Consider the following 18,953-nt stretch of genomic DNA (forward strand, 5'->3'; position numbering starts at 1 on the left):
CCCCTATCGGGAGTTTTTTCTATTTTAGCCTATATTTATCCTTTCGCCTATTGGCGGATCTGAGCTTATGCTTAAAGACAAAAACATTGTTTTAGGAGTTTGCGGCAGTATTGCAGCCTACAAATCTGCACTGCTGGTTAGGCTGCTGGTTAAAGCCGGCGCTAACGTTAAAGTGGTGATGACTGCCGATGCCACTAACTTTATTACACCGCTTACACTATCAACGCTTTCAAAAAACCCGGCGCTGGTTGATTATTTTAAGGCCGATACCGGCGAATGGAACAACCATGTTGAACTTGGGCTTTGGGCCGATATGATGGTTATTGCCCCCGCCACGGCCAACACCCTTGCTAAAATGGCTAACGGCCTTTGCGATAACCTGCTTAGCGCGGTATATCTTTCGGCCAAGTGCCCGGTTTATTTTGCTCCGGCTATGGATCTTGATATGTGGCTGCACCCGGCTACCCGCCAAAACGTAAGCAGGCTGCAGTCATTTGATAACATCATGATTCCGCCCGGTAACGGCGAACTTGCCAGCGGTTTGCATGGTGAAGGCCGGATGGCCGAACCTGAAGAAATTGTTGCTTTCCTGGAAGCTGAATCAAAAAAAAAAATCCGTTTAGCCGGTCATAAAATACTGGTAACCGCCGGGCCAACTTACGAGGCTATAGACCCTGTACGGTTTATCAGCAACCATTCGTCGGGCAAAATGGGGTTTGCTATCGCAGATGAACTGGCCTTGATGGGGGCCGATGTTACTTTAGTGACCGGGCCTACTGCACAAATCAGCAAGCAGCAAAATATAAAACGGGTTAATGTTATTTCGGCGGCACAAATGTTAGAGGCCTGCTTAACCGCTTATGGCGATGCGAAGGCTTGCATTATGAGCGCTGCCGTTGCCGATTATACCCCGGCTGATGTTGCCACTCAAAAGATCAAGAAAAGAGACGACGATCTCCGCATAGAATTGAAGAAAACCACTGATATATTAAAAACTCTTGGCGAGGCTAAGCGCGAAGGACAAATATTGGTTGGTTTTGCTTTGGAAACCAACAACGAGGAAATGAACGCGATAACCAAGCTGCAAAAGAAAAATCTCGACTTTATTGTACTAAATTCGCTTAATGACGCGGGTGCCGGTTTTGCAGGCGATACTAATAAAATAACCATTATTGATCGTGAGCTTAAGAAAACTACTTTCGACCTGAAAAGCAAGGAAGCAGTAGCCCGCGATATTTGCAATAAAGTTGCCCAACTGATAAACGGATGAAAAGACTGCTGCTTTATACTTTGCTGATGTTTCTTTGTTGCCGGACTGTAGCCCAGGACCTGAATGCACGTATACAAGTGTTATCGCCCAAGATACAGGTTGCGAATAAGCGCGTTTTTCAAACGTTGGAAACCGCCATGAAGGATTTCCTGAACGGCCGCAAATGGAGTGCTGATCCAATTTTGCCACAGGAGAGAATAGATTGCAATTTTGTGCTGAACATTACCAACTGGGATGGCAGCAGTAATTTTACCGGCGAGCTGCAGGTACAATCGTCCCGGCCGGTTTATGGTACATCCTATACCTCTACCCTATTAAATCTTAATGATAAAGATATTAGCTTTAGTTATACCGAGGGCCAGACTATTGACTATACCGATCAAAATTTTCAGGGAAATTTAAGCTCGATCATGGCTTTTTATGCTAACATTATTATCGGCCTCGATTATGACACGTTTTCAAAATTTGGAGGCACGCCATATTTTTTAGCTGCACAGACCATCGTAACCAATGCGCAAACATCATCATACGGTGGCTGGAAAGCTTTTGATGGCAATGTAAACCGTTACTGGTTATCCGAAAACCTGAATAATAAACTATATAATCCGCTGCGCAGCTTTTTGTACGATTATCACCGCAACGGCCTTGATCTAATGGCCGATAATGTAAGTAAAGGCCGTAAAGCTATTGATGCCCTGCTACCCTTACTACAGCAAATAGACCGGCAACGTGTGGGCGCAATGCTTCCGCTTATATTTTACACAGCAAAAAGTGATGAACTGGTTTCCATTTACAGCAAGGCCGATAACCAGGAACGGTTAACCGCTATGAACCTGTTTCTAAAGCTCGACCCTGCTAATGGGAATAAATATCAAACGTTGCAGAAATAATCCTTACTGTTAGTTTGAAAACAAATAAAGAAGTTGAGGAACGGCAAAGTAATCCCTACTTACAAGAGCAGGCTTTTTAGTTTGGTTTGCTGATAATTACAATTTGTAAGTCACTGATTATTGAGCGTGTTATTTCGATTGATTTTATAACATGGGCGTTTCCTACGGCCCGGGCTGTACGTTACAAGTCCTCGCGTTCCCCACTACAAAGTCCTTCGCACGCTGCGGGCTTTACACTTCCATCCCTAACGCGGCCCCGCACAGGCCCGCAATTACCAACCAAACTGTAAGCAGGACAATCGTTGTCCATGCCCTCCGACAAAAAAAATCAACAAAATGGATAGCCCATTTTGTTACGGCTCAATAATCCGCCAGCACTATCAGCTTATCACAAATAGGCGTAATCCTTTCTTTACCATTCAAAAAACCAAGCCCCACTACAAAGGAAAAACCGGCAACTATACCGCCCATTTCCTTGATAAGCTCGCTGGCCGCAGTTACTGTACCACCAGTAGCCAGCAAATCGTCATGAAGTAATATATGTTGACCGGGTTCAAAGGCATCGGTATGCAGCTCGATGGTGGCGGTGCCGTACTCCAGCTTATAAGCTTTTTGTTTTATAGTGAAAGGCAGCTTACCTGCTTTGCGCACGGGTACAAACGGCACCCCTAATTTGGTTGCAAGCGTAAGCCCAAACAAGAAGCCCCTGCTTTCGATACCGGCCACCGCATCAATCCGGGTTCCCTGCAATTGTTCAACAAAAGCATTGATGATGCTTTCGCATAATCCCGGGTCTTTCAGTATGGGCGTAATATCTTTAAAAACAATTCCCGGTTTCGGAAAATCGGGAATATCCCTTATGGCTGCTTTAATTTGCTGGGCTATCATTTGAAAACTAAATAAGGCCCAATTTTACGCAAAATTCCGTCATTAAGTATTGCAATATTTTTCAAGTCGTTCAGAGCACTATAGCTACCGTGCTCATCGCGATAAGCTACAATAGCATCCATTTGTTTGTAACTGAGATAGGGAAAGCGCTTAAGCTCATTAAAAGTAGCTGTGTTAATATTCACTTTAATAACATGCCTACCATCAACAGCAATATCAGCCTTGATCTGGTTATACTTTTGTTCGTCGATGCCATAAACCTCTTTTAACTGTTCCTTATTATAAAAGCCGCCAACCCGTTCGCGATAATGTACGATACGCCGGGCAAATGCAGGGCCAATCCCATGGATCATGGTAAGCTTCGCCGAGTCGGCGGTGTTAATTTCTATTGCTTCGCCCGGTTTAACTTTGTTTGTGTGATAAGCAGCCCCATCGGGCAGGTTAATATACGGTTCAAGGATTTTATATTCTGCCGGGCTAACGCTGTACATTTTTTTTACATCGCCTTTAGTTAAAAACCTCCCGCCTTTTTCTTCATAATGCTTAATTACCTGTGCCTGGTGCTCAGTAAGACCAAGTTTTACCCAACCTGCAAGGGGTAAGTTATTGGGATTAAATTGAAAGAGTGTAGCAGAACGGACATTGCGATTACCCGCAAAAACTTCATCCTTTGCCGGGATATCGCCCGTTTTATCGGAATCGGTTACCGCTTTATCAAAAGCCTTAAAATTTATTATATTATCTTTGTGGTTTGCCTGAAACAAATAAGGGGTCAGCAAAACCATTGCAATTAAAATAATCAACACTACCATTCCGTTCCACTCTTTTTTTGTGACAGACAGGTAGTTTTTAATTTGCGGCCTCATTTATGATATGTTCCAGGCGTTAAATTAAATAAAAATTTAGGATATTTATTTGTTAAAACATACTGCTATAAAAAACAATGAAAGTTATAACCACCGAAGAGTTTGCCAAAGCCACCAAACTGGATAAGTTGAAAATGCCGGGCCTGGCCGCTTTATTGATGGAGCTAATGAAAATAAACCAGGTTAATGACCTGTTTGCCCAGGCACAGCCCAAGCAGGGCCCCGACTTTGTTGATGCCATATTAGAAGGTTGTGGTATTGATGTTGAGTTTGATGAACGAGAGCTCCGTAACATACCTAAAGACGGGGCCTTTATAGCCATTGCCAATCACCCTTACGGTGGTATTGAGGGTATGGTATTATTAAAAATCCTGTGCATGGCCCGCCCCGATTCAAAGCTGATGGCCAACTTCCTGCTTAAAAAAATCCCCAACCTTGCCGACTATTTTATAGCGGTAAACCCTTTTGAAAATGTTGAACATTCATCAAGCATAAGCGGCCTAAAAAACACCCTTGAGCTGTTAAACCAGGGTACCCCCATAGGAATTTTCCCCGCGGGCGAAGTATCAACCTTTAAGGTAGAACAAAAACAGGTGACCGATCGTATGTGGCACCCGGTTGTAGGTAAGATCATTGCCAAAGCAAAAGTGCCGGTGGTGCCTATTTATTTCCACGGCAATAATGGCCTGTTATTTAACTTTCTTAGCTTGCTGCACCCTACCCTGCGCACAGCCAAGCTACCGTCGGAGTTGTTTAATAAACACGGGCATACCATTAAACTACGGATAGGTAAGCCCATTAACGTAACGGAGATTCCGGAGTATACCAATACCACCAAACTGCTTAACTTTTTACGCGCCCGTACCTATGCTTTAGGCACAGGTTTGGAAGAGGAAAAAAAGATCTTCAACCCGCGAAACCTGTTTAAAATTAAACGCGAAGCCGAAGAGGTTTCTCCTGAAATAGATAGCGCCATTCTTGAGAAAGAAATTGAGCCGCTGCGCGAAACCTACAAAGTTTGGACTGAGAAGAACTACGAGGTGTTCATCGTTCCGACGTCAACCATTCCCAATGTGATAAGGGAAATAGGCAGACTGCGCGAGATAACTTTCCGCGAGGTTGGTGAAGGTACCAACAAAGCTATCGACCTTGACGAATATGATATTTATTATCATCACCTGTTCATCTGGGATTTTGAGGCCAAACGGATTGTAGGCGCTTACCGCATTGGTTTGGGCGATGAGATATTTTACAGCGTAGGTAAAAAGGGCTTTTACGTAAATGAGCTGTTTAAACTTAAAACCCAATTTATACCGGTGTTACGCCGCAGCCTCGAACTGGGCCGCTCATGGATCCGCAAGGAATACCAGACCAAACCACTCCCCCTTTTCCTGTTATGGAAAGGCATTCTTAAATTCCTGATAGATAACCCCAGGTACCGCTACCTGATAGGCCCGGTAAGTATCAGTAACTCCTTTTCTAAGTTTTCCAAATCGCTTATTGTCGATTATATTAACCGCAACCACTTTGACCATGAAATGGCGCAGTATGTTAAACCGCGCAAAAAATTCAAGGTTGATTTTGCCAAAATTGATACCGACCTGCTTATGGCCGGTGAAGACAGCTTTAAAGGCCTCGACAACCTGATATCAGAGGTAGAAACCCGCAATATGAAAGTTCCGGTATTACTGCGTCAATACATTGCCCTTAACGCTAAGATCATCAGCTTCAACATCGATCCTAAATTTGCCGACTGCCTTGACGGTTTCCTGGTACTCGATCTTGAAAAAGTACCGCAGGATATACTGGATAAGCTTGGTAAAAACTTGTAGTAAATCTTCAATCCATAGAAACAGAAAGACACCGGCTGGCCGCCTCTTTTTTTTATAGCGATATTAAATCATTACCCAAAGCAAAACGCCCCCAATATTTATCGGGGGCGTTTTTATTAACTATATGTTGTTTTACAATTACCAGCTGTAACGTACACCAAACTGCATTTGCCAGCGCGAAGAAAACAAATCCACTGAATATGGCACACCAGGGTTCTGGAATGTGTAAGTTGGATAAGTACTTGACGCATTTGCAAATGAGGGAGTTGTTTTTGGAGATAAACCTACACTTGCAGTTGAGTTATATGTATTAGCTGAGAAGTAATAACGACCCCAGTTTTTGTTTAACAGATTAGTAAGGTTGATGATGTCATAAGTAAAAGTGATCATCTGTTTATGCTTACCATTACCAAATTTAAAGTCCTGAGTAAAACGGAAGTCAAGGTCGTTATTCCATGGAGTGAACGCACCGTTACGCTCAGTGAATTTACCACGACGGCTGCTCAGATATTTGTTACCGTCAATAAATGCGTCGAAAGCTGCTGCTTGCTGAACTGCTGTTTGTCCACCAGCAATATCTTCGAAGAATTTAGCTGTCTCACCCCTGTTAGGAATATAAGCCAAGCTAACTTGCTGACCTGTACCATCGATAGCACTTGGATAGAAACCATACGTATATGGATTACCTGATTGCGCGCTAAAGAAGAAAGTAAAGTTAGCAGTATAGTTATGACCTGCATCCCAATCATGTTTAAAGTTAACGTTTGATACGATGCGATTACGGATATCAAAGTTTGAGTTAGCTAACCCTGGGTTGTTAGGATTTAAAGCTTGGTTAAGCTGCCAGTTTGACTCCATGGAGTTACGGATACCATTGGTAACGTCTTTTGAGTGACCATAGGTATAAGCAACTGAGAAATTCAAGGCGCTTTGTGAATCAAACTGAGTAAATTTACCTACCTGAGCTGTAGTGCTGTAACGGTAACCCTGATTTGTGTTTGATAACAAGTAAGCGTTTGTATATGTAGCATTAACACCTTTATTTACGAAGATTGGCTGTAAATGCTGAGTATCATAAGGGTAATAAGTTACCTGATCAGTGGTATTTACTTGTTGGAATTTCAAGTCGTGGATAACTTTGGTATAGATACCTTCAACAGTGAATTTCCATTGGTTATCAGTTGTATAATCAACAGCTAAACTACTCCTCCATACCTGTGGCATTTTGAAGTTATTATCGATCAGATCGACTTGAGTTTTACCCGCAGATGAGGTATTGAAGTTTTGCTGATTAACAAAATTTAAACCACCATTTGAAGGAGCCTGAACCGGATTAGTACCAGCTACAAAAGGTGTCTTTGATTTTGACGGCTGATTATCATAAGCACCATAAGTGGCACCGTTATTATAAAATGCGTAACCAAACCATGCGAAAGGAACACGGCCAGTAAAGAAACCGCTACCACCACGTAATACAACGCTTTGATCGCCAAGTACGTCATAGTTAAATGAAACACGTGGGTTGATCTCGGCATTACCAAGATAGTTTTGTTTAATGTTTTTTGGCAGAGTATAAGTAAACGTGTTACCGTAGTTAGGGTCAACTGTAGCGTTAGTAGTTTTATCGCTCAGTGGTTGTTTGTTAGGTACGTCTGCATAATCCAGGCGTAAAGCTGCAGTTAATTTGAAAGCGTCAGTTATCTGGATTTCATCCTGTGCGTAGAAGCTGAATAAGTTAACTTTAAACTTAGCCGAAGGATTCGCTAAAATATAGTCACGTGTGTTGTTTGTATAGTTAAAGTTAGCACGTACACGAGAAGGATTGTTATTCACAAAATTCTCGATGCTGCTATAAGATACACGACCGTTCCATGCATTTACGAAGTTATAAGTGATATTATAAAACTCGTTGTGAGTACCAAATGTAAACGTATGTCTTCCTTTTGTAAGGGTTAAGTTATCGGTAAACTCAGCAGTTTTTTGGTGCATATCAAAAATAGCTGCCTCACGGTCGGTACCCATAAATATGGTTGTACCTGGAGTGCGGCCGGTGATTTCAATTTGCGGCAATGCAGGGTTTGAGTTAGGATCACGATAATCGTGAACAGCAGAGTAGCCTAATACTACGCTATTACTTAAGTTACCAGAGAACCTTGATTTTAACTCAGCAACGGTTGAAGTTGAATTGTTATGAGAAGTATAGTCAATACCGCTGAAACGGAAATTCTGTTGGTCACGCTCTAAGTTTGTAGCTTTTGAGCTGATAGTGTTGTTACGTAATGTTAACTGGTTGTGATCATCGATATTCCAATCCAAACGGTTAAAGAATTTGTTTGAGTTAGAAAATATCGTTGTGTTGTTGTAAGTACCTGGATCGATACCGCCTGTAAATGATTTAAACGCAGTTACCAATTTATCGCCATCGGCCTGGCTTAAGATGTTAGCCGAACCATTGTGATCCAATCCACGGATAACTGGATCCTGCCTGCGGGCAAGTTCTTCATTAGTAAAGAAGAATAATTTATTTTTAATAATAGGGAAACCTAAACGGATACCGGTTTGGTAATCATGAAAATCGGTAAGTTTTGAACCGTCGCCACCTAAGTTTGCAGGCACATTGTTTTTACCAACCATAAATGAACCACGACCGTAACCATAAACAGCACCGCTAAAATCATTTGTACCGCTACGGGTTACAGCGTTGATACTACCACCTAATACGTTACCAATTTTAATATCGTAAGGAGCAACATAAACCTGGATATCCTGGATAGCGTCAAGAGAGATTGGGCTTGTGCGGGTACTGCTACCTACCTGACCTGAAGCATTGGTTTGACCACCTAATGAAGGGCTAAAACCGATCGCGTCGTTGTTGATGGCACCGTCAAGTGTTACGTTATTGTAACGAAAGTTGGTACCCTGGAATGAGTTATTGTTGCTCTGAGGGGTATTCCTGGTTAAATCCTGCAAACTGCGGTTAATTGACGGAGCAGTACGGATCTGGTTTTGACCAATACGGGTACTTGCACCTGTTTTTGCAGGACCGGCAGATGCTTTTACTTTAACTTCCTGCAAGGTTGTAGTTTCATCCTGCAATACAAAGTTCAATGTAGCATTACCTAACTGGAGCGTAAGATCGCTTTTTTCGTCTTTTTTGTAACCGATAAAAGTAGCGGTTACGGTGTAAGGACCACCCGGGTTAATGTTATTAACCGAGAAACGGCCCTCGCCGTTGGTTTGTGCACCATACCTGGTACCTGTGCTGGTATTAAGTACAGTAATGGTTACACCCGGAAGAGTGGTACCTTTTTGATCTGTAACTTTACCGGTAAGTACCGAGGTGGTGATCTGAGCGTTTGCAACGCCCCCAACCCCAATAATTATTAGTGTTAAAATAATAAAGTAGAGCTTTTTCATTTGTGAATTTTTATTGCACAAAATTGCCCTACCAATGTTAATTCTACATTAACATCAGATTATTATATTAACAACTACTTAATGATTTCTTCTTTACCTGACACAGACGCCCGAAAACTAATCTAAAAATGCTGATTATCAACAAAATAAAAAAACTAATGCGCCAAAATATTAAGTTTTTATTTATCCACTACCGGGGATAAATTACACAATTATGTTCGTCACAGCTAAAAAATGTCCCTATTATATAGTATTTAAAGGGCAACGGTAATGAGCATTTTAACAAATACTTAATACGTAAATACTAAAATCAACTTTTGATTCTCAATTTATTAAGCAATTGGTTCAGCAAGTAAGCAGGCGCTACGGCTAATGATTTAATGTTGAGTCCGTTTGCTGCAAACTGCGGCTCACGGCTATTGCCGATAAGTAACGCGCTTGCAGAGGGAATAAACGCAGAAACACATAATAGCCACATAACGGGCCCTCCCGCTTGCTGCCACGCTACAAGTTCCATTATACCGTAACTAAACCCTAATAAAATAAATAAGATGAAGTAAGATATAATTGGCGATAGCTTTAAATAGAAGTAGATGGCAATAGCTATAACAAAGGAAGCCCAGTTAAAATAGCCATTATATGTTCCTAAAAAGCCTAAATGAGGAAAAGGAGTAGCCCAGATCAATCCAAAGAGACTAAATGCCAAAGTTGGGATACAGACATAGTGTATGATTTTGTTAACCCTATCCTGGTGAGCTTCTTCATATTCCCTGAAATAACGAACAATAGGGCGTTCATCAATATTTGCAGTAGTTTTAACTGCTGCCTTCTGTTTGGTATTTGCTTTTGCTGCCACGCTGTAAAAATAAAAAACCCCTTCGGTTTTGTGCCGAAAGGGTTTCGTTTAATTTTATAATGATTACTTGGCAAATGCTACCGAACGGGTTTCCCTGATAACGGTAACTTTAATTTGCCCAGGATAAGTCATTTCTGTCTGGATTCGGTTTGAAATATCAGCAGCCAAAACTTCTGATTGCGCGTCGCTGATCTTTTCGCTCTCTACCACAACACGTAACTCACGGCCGGCCTGGATAGCAAATGTTTTTTCGACACCCGGATATGATAATGCCAGCTCTTCCAGTTCTTTCAAACGTTTAATGTAGCTTTCAACAACCTCGCGGCGTGCACCAGGACGTGCGCCTGATATAGCATCACAAGCCTGGATTATCGGCGATAACATCGAGGTCATCTCAATTTCATCATGATGGGCACCTATAGCATTGCAAACTTCAGGGTGTTCTTTATATTTTTCAGCCAATTGCATACCCAAAATAGCGTGCGGCAGTTCAGGATTATCATCAGGCACTTTACCAATATCATGAAGTAAGCCGGCACGTTTAGCCATTTTAACATTCAAGCCAAGTTCGGCAGCCATGGTAGCGCAAAAGTTGGCAACCTCACGTGAGTGCTGCAACAGGTTTTGCCCGTATGATGAACGATAACGCATACGGCCAACCATCCGGATCAGTTCGGGGTGTAAACCATGAATACCCAGGTCAATCACGGTACGTTCACCTATTTCAACAATTTCTTCTTCTATTTGCTTTTTTGTTTTGGCAACTACCTCTTCAATACGTGCCGGGTGGATACGACCATCAGTAACCAAACGGTGCATAGCCAAACGGGCAATTTCGCGCCTTACCGGGTCAAAACCTGAAAGGATAATAGCCTCGGGGGTATCATCAACAATGATTTCGATACCTGTTGCGGCTTCCAGTGCACGGATATTACGCCCTTCGCGGCCAATGATACGGCCCTTGATCTCATCATTTTCAATATTGAAAATAGACACTGTATTCTCAATCGCACTTTCGGTAGCAGTACGCTGGATAGTTTGGATCACTATTTTCTTTGCCTCTTTGGTAGCGGTAAGCTTAGCCTCGTCAACAATATCCTTGATCTGGATCATGGCTTTGGTACGGGCTTCCTCGCGCAAGGTATCAACCAATTGGTTTTTGGCATCTTCGGCTGATAGGCCGGCAATGGTTTCCAACTGTTGAATGTGCTGGTTTTTAAGGTGCTCTACCTCGTCTTGCTTTTTAACAACTATTTCAGTTTGTTTTTCAAGATTTTTGCGGGTGTTATCAAGTTCGCTCTCCTTACGGTTAACATTTTCCAGGCGCTGATTTAATGATTGCTCTTTTTGTTTAACACTATTTTCGCGCTGATTTACCGCATTGTTTTTATTGTTTACTTCCTGCTCATGTTCAGCTTTCATTTGTAAAAACTTTTCCTTGGCTTCAAGCAGTTTGTTTTTCTTAAGGATCTCGGCATTATTTTCAGCGTCTTTTAAGATCTTTTTCACTTTATTCTGAGCCGATGTTTCCTGGTCTTTAAAAAGCTTTAATAATAGGAAGCGACCTATGAGCACGCCAATGATGGCGCCTGCCAGCAGGCCGATGATGACGTATAGTAATATGTCCATTTTAGGTTTGGTGGTGTTATATATGTATGTAAATAAAAAAACCGCAACTAATTTTTAAGTATCATGTATTTAAAACCTCATTTCGGATATTGGGGACCATGGGTTGGTTAACGTTAATCGCAACTAACGCATGCCTCTTGATCCGCTTAATATTGAAGCGTTAAGTTTTTAATAGTGAAACCTAAAATTTAACTGCGGTTAAATCTTAATGTGCTCTTGTATATTTATGTAAAGAACGTTTATTACTTCGAAAAAAATTCGGTCAACAAATGATCTAAATGATAAACTTTTTCAGTCACCTCTGTATCCTCAACGGTAACTTTCTTTTCTGCCTTCAATGATGATGTTGCGTAATGCAACACACACATTGAAAGTAAATCCTGCTTATCCCTAACCGCATAATTTTCCTGATATTCTTTTATCCGGTCGTTGATCAGCTTAGCCGCCCTGCGTATTATTTCTTCTTCCTCCATGTTAACCTTTAAGGGGTAAACACGGTCAGCAATATTTATTTTTATTGAGATTTCTCCCATTTGAGCTTTTCACTTTTTGTACTATTTTTTCAATAATACAATACACTTATCTATTTCCTGCACAAAGTCGTTAATTTTTTGCTTAATGTCAACACTTTTTTCATTTGTTTCAGAAAAAGACTTGGCAACTTTAACAACTTTTAATTTTTCTTCCAGTTCTTTTGTCTTGGCCTTACTGGCGTTCAGAGCTACCGTAAGTGCCTCACTTTCCAGTTTTAAAAGGTCATTTTCCTCCTGCAAAGCAGCGCACAGTTCAATCAGGCGCTCGGTTTTATCTACAATTTTATTTAACTGCTCTGCTAATGAGGCCATGTTTGGTTATTGGTTGATTAAGTTGATTGAGTGAATGGTTAAACTACCAGATCAACCACTCACCCAATCAACCATTCACTATTTTCTAATTTCTGCTCCGGCTTCTTTTCCTAAATTATAAATTAATTTCTGCATAATAGAATCAATTGCCTTATCTGTTAACGTTTTTTCCAGATCCTGGATGATAAAGCTTAAAGCATATGATTTTTTACCCGCAGGCAGCTTATCACCCTGGTAAACATCAAACACATCAACTTCCTTCAGCAATTTACGCTCGGTACGCTGGGCAATTTGCTTTAACTGGCCAAATGATACGCTTTGGTCTATTAACATAGAAAGATCGCGTCTTACTGCCGGAAATTTTGAAACCTCCTGGTAAACGATCTTATTTTTACGGATAGCTGCCAGCACAAGGTCGAAATTAAAATCAGCATAAAATACCTCTTTGTCAACATCCGCCTTTTTTAAAGAAGCTGCAGCTACCGACCCAAATTTCACCAATTGCTTACCATTTAACATGTATTGAATGCCAAACGACATTTTTTTGCAGGTTGCATCCTCAACTGTAAAGTTGCTGATGCTCAGGCGCTGCAAAACACCATCAACCACAGCCTTGATATTATAGAATGATACCGGTTTTGATTTCTGGTTCCATTGCTCGGCAGTATTAGCACCGGTGATGAAAATACTGAAACGCTGGGTTTCAATGTACTTATCATCTTTAACACTGTACACCTTTCCAAACTCGTAAAATTTCAAATCCGAGCTACGGCGGTTTTGGTTATAAGCGACAGCTTCCAAACCAGAATACAGGAGGGTTTGACGCATTACATCCAGATCGCTGCTTAGTGGGTTCAGAATCTTAACGGCAGTATCCAGGTTATCCGAATAGGCAGATTTTGTAAGTGAGTTAGCCAGGATCTCGTTAAAACCATTCGCGCTCAGCAAATCAGATAACTGGTTTTGAACAGTATCTTTCTCCGGACGAATAGAGTTATTTAGGGATGCCCTGATCTGTGTAGGGATCTCGATGTTGTTATAACCATAGATCCTCAGGATCTCTTCAACCACATCCACATCGCGGGTAACATCCACACGATATGGAGGCACTTGTAACGATAATGAATCCGCAGTTTCATTCACTATCTTGATATCAAGTGCCGTGATAATACCTTTGATCTCATCATGGCCAATCTTTTTACCAATCAGCTTATCAATGGTATTGTAAGTGATTTCCACAGCAAAGGGAGCAACCGGTGCTGGGTAATGATCGGAGATTTCTGACGATATCTCACCACCTGCCACCTGCTGAATCAACAATGCAGCACGTTTCAATGCAAAAACGGTCATGTCCGGATCGGTACCACGCTCAAACCTGAATGAAGCATCAGTTTTTAAACCATGCCTTTTTGAAGTTTTACGAACAGATACCGGGTTGAAGTAAGCGCTCTCCAGGAAAATATTTTTAGTTGATTCCTTAACGCCTGATTTTGCACCGCCGAATACACCTGCTATACACATAGGCTCTTCAGCATTACCGATCATCAGATCATCGGCAGATAATTTCCTGTCAACATCATCCAAAGTTTTAAATACAGTACCTTCGGCATAGTTTTTTACCAGCACTTTATCGCCGGTTATTTCATCTGCATCAAAAGCATGTAAGGGCTGACCAAGCTCATGCAGGACATAGTTGGTAACATCCACAATATTATTGATAGCACGCACGCCGATAACAGCCAAACGCTCCTTTAACCATTGCGGCGATTCCTTAACCTCAACACCGCTGATGGTTAAGCCCGAGTAACGCGGCGATGCCTGCTCATTCTCTACAATAACCTCAATCACACGACTGGTATTATTAACTTTAAATGCACCTACATCGGGTTTATTGATGCCAATTTTCAGGAAAGCGGCAATATCCCTTGCCGTACCCAAATGCGAAGCCGCATCGGCACGGTTCGGGGTTAAGCCTATCTCGTACATGTAATCGTCGTTCAGCTTAAAGTATTCTTTAGCAGGAGTACCTATAGGAGCATCATCCGGCAATACCATAATACCAGCATGGCTGGATCCTAAACCTATCTCATCCTCAGCACAGATCATACCGTAAGATTCTTCGCCCCTGATCTTTGATTTTTTGATAGCAAAAGGCTCGCCGCCGGTTGGGTAAACAGTAGTGCCTACTACAGCAACCACCACTTTTTGCCCGGCAGCTACGTTAGCAGCGCCGCAAACAATCTGCAGGTCTTCTGCCCCGCCTATATCAACTTTGGTAACATGCAGATGATCAGAATTGGCATGGTCAACACACTCTTTCACATAGCCAATTACCAGGCCTTCCAGTCCGCCGGGAACAGCCTGTACCTTTTCCAGGCTTTCAACCTCCAAACCGGTTCCGGTAAGGATGATAGAAATCTCCTGGGGCGTTTTATCAGTATCAATAAATTCTTTAAGCCAGTTATAAGATATTTTCATTATTCCGAAATGATAATCGGCAAAGATACGATTTAGGCTGAAAGGTTAAAGGCGAAAGGTAAAAGGTATTTTATTTAAAAATTAATCCAATTTGAAGATTTGAAAATGTTAGGTCAATTTCAAATCGCCTCATTTTCAAATCTTCAAATTAAAACTACATCAACCCTTCATCGGCCAAACTTAAGTAGCCGGCATCGGTAATAATTAAATGATCAAACACACCCATGTCCAGCATCCTGCCGGCGGCGCTTATTTTTTTGGTGAGCTGGATATCTTCGTTACTGGGTTTCAGATTACCCGATGGGTGGTTATGCACCAGTATGAGCCCGCTGGCCTGGTATTGCAGGGCCGAGTAAAAAATGATCTTCGGGTCGCATACCGTAGCCGACAAACCTCCTTTACTGATCAGCTCCTTCCCTAATACTTTGTTGGAACGGCCTAATAGTATGATCCAGAATTCCTCGTGGTTCAGGTCCATCAAATGACGGCGCATAATATTGTAACCATCCCTGCTTGACGTGATCACCTCAATGACACCCGATTCAAATTCATTACGACGGCGGCCGATTTCCAGCGCGGCAATAATAGATATAGCTTTGGCTTCTCCTATCCCTTTAAACTTGGATAGTTCGGCTATCGAAGCCTTACCAAGCTTGTTCAGGTCGTTATCATAATGGCGCAGGATGCGTTTACTCAGTTCAACCGCACTTTCGGTGCGGCTGCCCGAGCCGATAAGGATGGCGATCAGCTCGGCATCGGTAAGGGCGCGGCGCCCTTGTCCGCTTAGTTTTTCACGCGGGCGATCTTCCTCAGCCCATGATTTAATACTGATCTTGCTTTCGTAGTTTTCCACGGCATTAAAGTATGAAAAAGCGCCAAACAAAAAAAGGGACAGCGTTGGTACACTATCCCCTTCGGTATATTTTAAAAGCTGAGATTAGCTTAAGCCGTTAACAAATTTAGTAAGCTTTGATTTATTGTTCGAAGCTTTGTTTTTGTGAATAACGTTCTTTTTAGCTAAACGGTCAAGCATTGAAATCACTTTACCCAACAGTGCAGAAGCATCGGCTTTGGTAGTAGTGTTTCTTAATTTCTTAATAGCGTTCCTGGTTGTTTTAGCCTGGTACCTGTTGCGCAGACGCTTCGCAGCGTTTGCCCTGATTCTTTTTAATGATGATTTATGATTTGCCATCTCGTATAGCTTGTTATTCTTTTCTACTTATTTTAAGGACTGCAAATATAGAGCGATTAAATTTAATATGCAAGTGGTTTTTTGATTTATATTTCAGGATGATTAGGTTGATAATGTGATTAATTACCTGAACCCTTAAGATGTGAAGACCTCTCAAATTAACAAGCTGTTAACCCCGCATTCACGAAGTGTTTATACAACACAATGATTTTTGCTGCGTTACTATTAATTAAAACTATTGCGTTTATGGTTACCAACAGCACCACCAGGTTCAGCAACCGGGTTGAAGATTATGTAAAATACCGTCCCGGCTACCCCGACGAACTTGTTAAGTTTTTACATGACGCTTACGGCTTAACACAGGATAAGCTCATTGCCGATATTGGTGCAGGTACAGGGATCTCTACCGCATTGTTCCTGAAAAAAGGCTACCGGGTAATTGCCATTGAACCAAATTTGGAAATGCGCGAAAAAGCTATCGAGTTACTCGGTTCATATAACGGTTTTATCCCCCGAAACGGCACTGCAGAAAATACCGGCACCGAGAGTAATAGCATTAATGCTATTATAGCCGGACAGGCTTTTCATTGGTTTGATGCCGTAAAAACCTGTGCTGAATTTAAAAGAATCCTGAAACCGGATGGCATTGTTGCCCTCATCTGGAATGAAAGAAAAACAACCTCGGCCTTTGAACAGGAATACGATAAACTCATCGTAAAACATGCCCGCGATTACATAAAGGTTGATCACCGCAATATCGATACCGAACATATCGCTGCTTTCTTTAAGCCGCAACCCGTTCACCTGGAAATATTCGCCAATAAACAGGTATTTGATTTTGAAGGATTAAAAGGTAGGCTGCTGTCGTCATCATACATGCCTGCACGTGGCGATGAGGGGTACGGGCCAATGATCAACGATTTGCATGCACTTTTTGATAAATTTCAGCAGGATGGCGTTATCGTTATTAATTACGATACGAAGGTTTATTCGGGGAAACTGTAAGATCAACATTATTTAGTATCGGTGAAACAATTGCACGCGGGTATTATCTAATTAGCAAACACAGTGGCTTATTAATACTACTTAAACATGATATACTGGATCATTATTATAATACTGCTGCCTTTTATATTTATTTTAATAAGCTATTTAAAAAACAAAACCCAACAAAAAAAGAAACTTACCGAAATAAAAGAACGCTGGGGCAAACCCATAATTGCAAGCAGAAATTTCAAACCGGTCAGCACCTACCTTACAGCTTATGGCGGCTCAAGCGGGATCTCTGCCGATACTGCCACCGACCTTGACATCGACAGCGTATTTGAATTTATCGACCGTACCAATTCAAAACCCGGGCAACAATACCTATATAAGCAATTACACTCCCCGCAAATTTCAGAAGAGTATTTTGAAACGCTTGAACAGCGGATCGGCAATGTCACCGCCGACAAAGAATTGAGAGAGGCAGCCGAGCTTAAATTATCTGAGTTAGGGAACAGTGATGCCTACTACTTACCGGAGCTTTTTAAGAAACCGCATCATTCCATGTTTCCAGCAATTGGCAATTTTTATATCAGCATAGCGCCGTTTTTGATCATTGGAGTGGCATTTAGCCTTTTTATTGTTCCCAACCAGTTTATGCTCTTGCTATTGCTGGTATTAATGATAGCCAATGTAGTTGTTCATTACAGTAATAAAACCCAGATGCTGAACTACACACATTCGCTACCGCAGTTATTGGTTTTATTCAAGGTATCAAATTGGCTTAAGAACCACGCTCTGCTCAGGGATGATGAAAGTACCCGCCTCAGTATGGCTAATATGGGCAAACTCAAAAATTCGTTAAATTATATCACCCTGCAAAATAAAGCCGCTATTGACCCTACCGATATTTACTACCTGGTTACCGAATGGTTAAAAATGTTCCTGCTTATTGAGCCGCTGGTATTTATAAAATCCATCACCAAGGTAAACAAATACCTTAGTGACATTAAAGTTGTTTATGAAGCGGTGGCTGAGGTTGATGTTGCCATTTCCATCCAATCGGTACGTGATGGCGCGGCTCATTATTGCAAACCTCAACTTACAACCGGCAATACCCATATCATTATTAAAAATCTTTATCACCCGCTTATTGAAAACTGCGTGTCAAATTCTATCGCTATAGATAATACACAAGGCATTTTGGTAACTGGTTCCAACATGTCGGGTAAAACCACTTTTATCAGGGCTATTGCTATAAACGCTTTGCTATCGCAAACCATTAACACCAGTTTTGCTACAGTATACCAGGCTCCTCCGCTCAAAATATTTACCAGCATTGATATGACCGACGATTTGGGCGATAATAAAAGCTATTTCCAGGCCGAAGCTTTAGCCGTTAAAAATATAGTGGCACAAACCATTGCCAGCAAACCCATAAACAGCCTCGTAATCATTGATGAAATTTTCAGGGGTACAAATACTATTGAACGGATAGCCGCCGCGAAAGCCGTACTAAGCTACTTTATCCACAATCAAAGCTTCGTTTTTGTATCTACACACGATTTGGAACTGGCCGAATTATTAGGCAGCGATTACAAAGTTTTCTCTTTTGAGGAAGTGATTGGCGATGACCGCTTGGTATTTGATTATAAAATTAAAGAGGGATTACTCAAAAACCGAAATGGCATCGCGGTTTTAAAAGGCGTCGGTTTCCCGGAGAGTATTATTGATGAAGCCAATAAGGTAAGCAGCCAATTAAGGGAGAAGTATAACTTAAAACTCCCCCTTTAATTGCATCTTTGC

At 41.7% G+C, this 18,953-nt stretch carries 15 protein-coding genes; 5 read left to right on the plus strand and 10 right to left on the minus strand.

The features are described from left to right. Positions 1-67 precede the first annotated feature (67 nt). Together coaBC and porD are read left to right on the plus strand one after the other, a co-directional pair. Positions 68-1,270, plus strand: a complete 1,203-nt coding sequence (gene coaBC, locus ACEN82_RS20485) for a bifunctional phosphopantothenoylcysteine decarboxylase/phosphopantothenate--cysteine ligase CoaBC (RefSeq protein WP_413321812.1) — start codon at positions 68-70, stop codon at positions 1,268-1,270. Continuing rightward, positions 1,267-2,160: a type IX secretion system protein PorD gene (gene porD / locus ACEN82_RS20490; protein WP_091173673.1), complete on the plus strand. Its 894-nt coding sequence runs from the start codon at positions 1,267-1,269 to the stop codon at positions 2,158-2,160. Before coaBC ends, porD begins: the two co-directional genes overlap by 4 nt. A gap of 360 nt (positions 2,161-2,520) precedes the next feature. On the opposite strand, the gene ACEN82_RS20495 is transcribed toward porD, so the two are convergent. Both ACEN82_RS20495 and ACEN82_RS20500 read right to left on the minus strand, forming a co-directional pair. Further along, complete coding sequence (locus ACEN82_RS20495; RefSeq protein ID WP_413321813.1) at positions 2,521-3,048, minus strand: adenine phosphoribosyltransferase; 528 nt, start codon at positions 3,046-3,048, stop codon at positions 2,521-2,523. Beyond that, entirely contained in the window at positions 3,045-3,914 is an 870-nt protein-coding gene (locus ACEN82_RS20500; protein ID WP_413321815.1) for a ComEA family DNA-binding protein, read from the minus strand. Before ACEN82_RS20500 ends, ACEN82_RS20495 begins: the two co-directional genes overlap by 4 nt. 77 nt (positions 3,915-3,991) lie before the next feature. Here ACEN82_RS20500 and ACEN82_RS20505 point away from each other — a divergent pair, with 77 nt between their 5' ends. After that, on the plus strand, positions 3,992-5,746 hold the full coding sequence (locus tag ACEN82_RS20505) for a bifunctional lysophospholipid acyltransferase family protein/GNAT family N-acetyltransferase (RefSeq protein ID WP_413321816.1): 1,755 nt from the start codon (positions 3,992-3,994) through the stop codon (positions 5,744-5,746). Positions 5,747-5,884: 138 nt separating this feature from the next. Here the strand turns inward: ACEN82_RS20505 and ACEN82_RS20510 are convergent, their stop codons facing one another. The 8 genes from ACEN82_RS20510 to rpsT all read right to left on the minus strand — a co-directional run bounded on the left by ACEN82_RS20510 (position 5,885) and on the right by rpsT (position 16,163). Continuing rightward, positions 5,885-9,163 carry a TonB-dependent receptor gene (locus tag ACEN82_RS20510; protein WP_413321817.1) on the minus strand — a complete coding sequence of 1,093 codons (3,279 nt, stop codon included), beginning with the start codon at positions 9,161-9,163 and terminating at the stop codon, positions 5,885-5,887. A gap of 310 nt (positions 9,164-9,473) precedes the next feature. After that, positions 9,474-10,019, minus strand: a complete 546-nt coding sequence (locus ACEN82_RS20515; RefSeq protein WP_413321819.1) for an Mpo1-like protein — start codon at positions 10,017-10,019, stop codon at positions 9,474-9,476. Positions 10,020-10,082: 63 nt separating this feature from the next. Next, positions 10,083-11,648, minus strand: a complete 1,566-nt coding sequence (gene rny, locus ACEN82_RS20520) for a ribonuclease Y (RefSeq protein WP_090529759.1) — start codon at positions 11,646-11,648, stop codon at positions 10,083-10,085. 242 nt (positions 11,649-11,890) lie between these two features. After that, positions 11,891-12,181, minus strand: coding sequence for a cell division protein ZapA (locus ACEN82_RS20525; protein ID WP_090529762.1), 291 nt, complete (start codon positions 12,179-12,181; stop codon positions 11,891-11,893). Between the two features lie 21 nt (positions 12,182-12,202). Continuing rightward, positions 12,203-12,493 (minus strand): hypothetical protein, encoded by a 291-nt coding sequence (locus tag ACEN82_RS20530; protein WP_090529765.1) that lies wholly within the window; start codon positions 12,491-12,493, stop codon positions 12,203-12,205. 78 nt (positions 12,494-12,571) lie between these two features. Then, on the minus strand, positions 12,572-14,971 hold the full coding sequence (pheT, locus tag ACEN82_RS20535) for a phenylalanine--tRNA ligase subunit beta (protein WP_413321821.1): 2,400 nt from the start codon (positions 14,969-14,971) through the stop codon (positions 12,572-12,574). A 154-nt stretch (positions 14,972-15,125) separates the two neighbouring features. Beyond that, complete coding sequence (gene radC, locus ACEN82_RS20540; RefSeq protein WP_413321822.1) at positions 15,126-15,824, minus strand: RadC family protein; 699 nt, start codon at positions 15,822-15,824, stop codon at positions 15,126-15,128. Positions 15,825-15,908: 84 nt separating this feature from the next. After that, a complete protein-coding gene (gene rpsT, locus ACEN82_RS20545) occupies positions 15,909-16,163 on the minus strand; it encodes a 30S ribosomal protein S20 (protein ID WP_090529771.1) in 255 nt (84 codons plus the stop codon). A gap of 246 nt (positions 16,164-16,409) precedes the next feature. On the opposite strand from rpsT, the gene ACEN82_RS20550 reads away from it, so the two are divergent. Both ACEN82_RS20550 and ACEN82_RS20555 read left to right on the plus strand, forming a co-directional pair. Next, positions 16,410-17,168: a class I SAM-dependent methyltransferase gene (locus ACEN82_RS20550; RefSeq protein WP_413321823.1), complete on the plus strand. Its 759-nt coding sequence runs from the start codon at positions 16,410-16,412 to the stop codon at positions 17,166-17,168. Between the two features lie 87 nt (positions 17,169-17,255). Then, entirely contained in the window at positions 17,256-18,941 is a 1,686-nt protein-coding gene (locus tag ACEN82_RS20555; RefSeq protein ID WP_413321824.1) for a MutS-related protein, read from the plus strand. Positions 18,942-18,953 lie beyond the last annotated feature (12 nt).

This window comes from Mucilaginibacter sp. Mucisp73, assembly GCF_059491465.1.

What these genes read in the sequence shown, in the direction of transcription:
- coaBC (WP_413321812.1), top strand. Translation starts at nt 68, where the DNA reads ATGCTTAAAGACAAAAACATTGTTTTAGGAGTTTGCGGCAGTATTGCA.
- porD (WP_091173673.1), top strand. Translation starts at nt 1,267, where the DNA reads ATGAAAAGACTGCTGCTTTATACTTTGCTGATGTTTCTTTGTTGCCGG.
- ACEN82_RS20495 (WP_413321813.1), bottom strand. Translation starts at nt 3,048, where the DNA reads ATGATAGCCCAGCAAATTAAAGCAGCCATAAGGGATATTCCCGATTTT.
- ACEN82_RS20500 (WP_413321815.1), bottom strand. Translation starts at nt 3,914, where the DNA reads ATGAGGCCGCAAATTAAAAACTACCTGTCTGTCACAAAAAAAGAGTGG.
- ACEN82_RS20505 (WP_413321816.1), top strand. Translation starts at nt 3,992, where the DNA reads ATGAAAGTTATAACCACCGAAGAGTTTGCCAAAGCCACCAAACTGGAT.
- ACEN82_RS20510 (WP_413321817.1), bottom strand. Translation starts at nt 9,163, where the DNA reads ATGAAAAAGCTCTACTTTATTATTTTAACACTAATAATTATTGGGGTT.
- rny (WP_090529759.1), bottom strand. Translation starts at nt 11,648, where the DNA reads ATGGACATATTACTATACGTCATCATCGGCCTGCTGGCAGGCGCCATC.
- ACEN82_RS20525 (WP_090529762.1), bottom strand. Translation starts at nt 12,181, where the DNA reads ATGGGAGAAATCTCAATAAAAATAAATATTGCTGACCGTGTTTACCCC.
- ACEN82_RS20530 (WP_090529765.1), bottom strand. Translation starts at nt 12,493, where the DNA reads ATGGCCTCATTAGCAGAGCAGTTAAATAAAATTGTAGATAAAACCGAG.
- pheT (WP_413321821.1), bottom strand. Translation starts at nt 14,971, where the DNA reads ATGAAAATATCTTATAACTGGCTTAAAGAATTTATTGATACTGATAAA.
- rpsT (WP_090529771.1), bottom strand. Translation starts at nt 16,163, where the DNA reads ATGGCAAATCATAAATCATCATTAAAAAGAATCAGGGCAAACGCTGCG.
- ACEN82_RS20550 (WP_413321823.1), top strand. Translation starts at nt 16,410, where the DNA reads ATGGTTACCAACAGCACCACCAGGTTCAGCAACCGGGTTGAAGATTAT.
- ACEN82_RS20555 (WP_413321824.1), top strand. Translation starts at nt 17,256, where the DNA reads ATGATATACTGGATCATTATTATAATACTGCTGCCTTTTATATTTATT.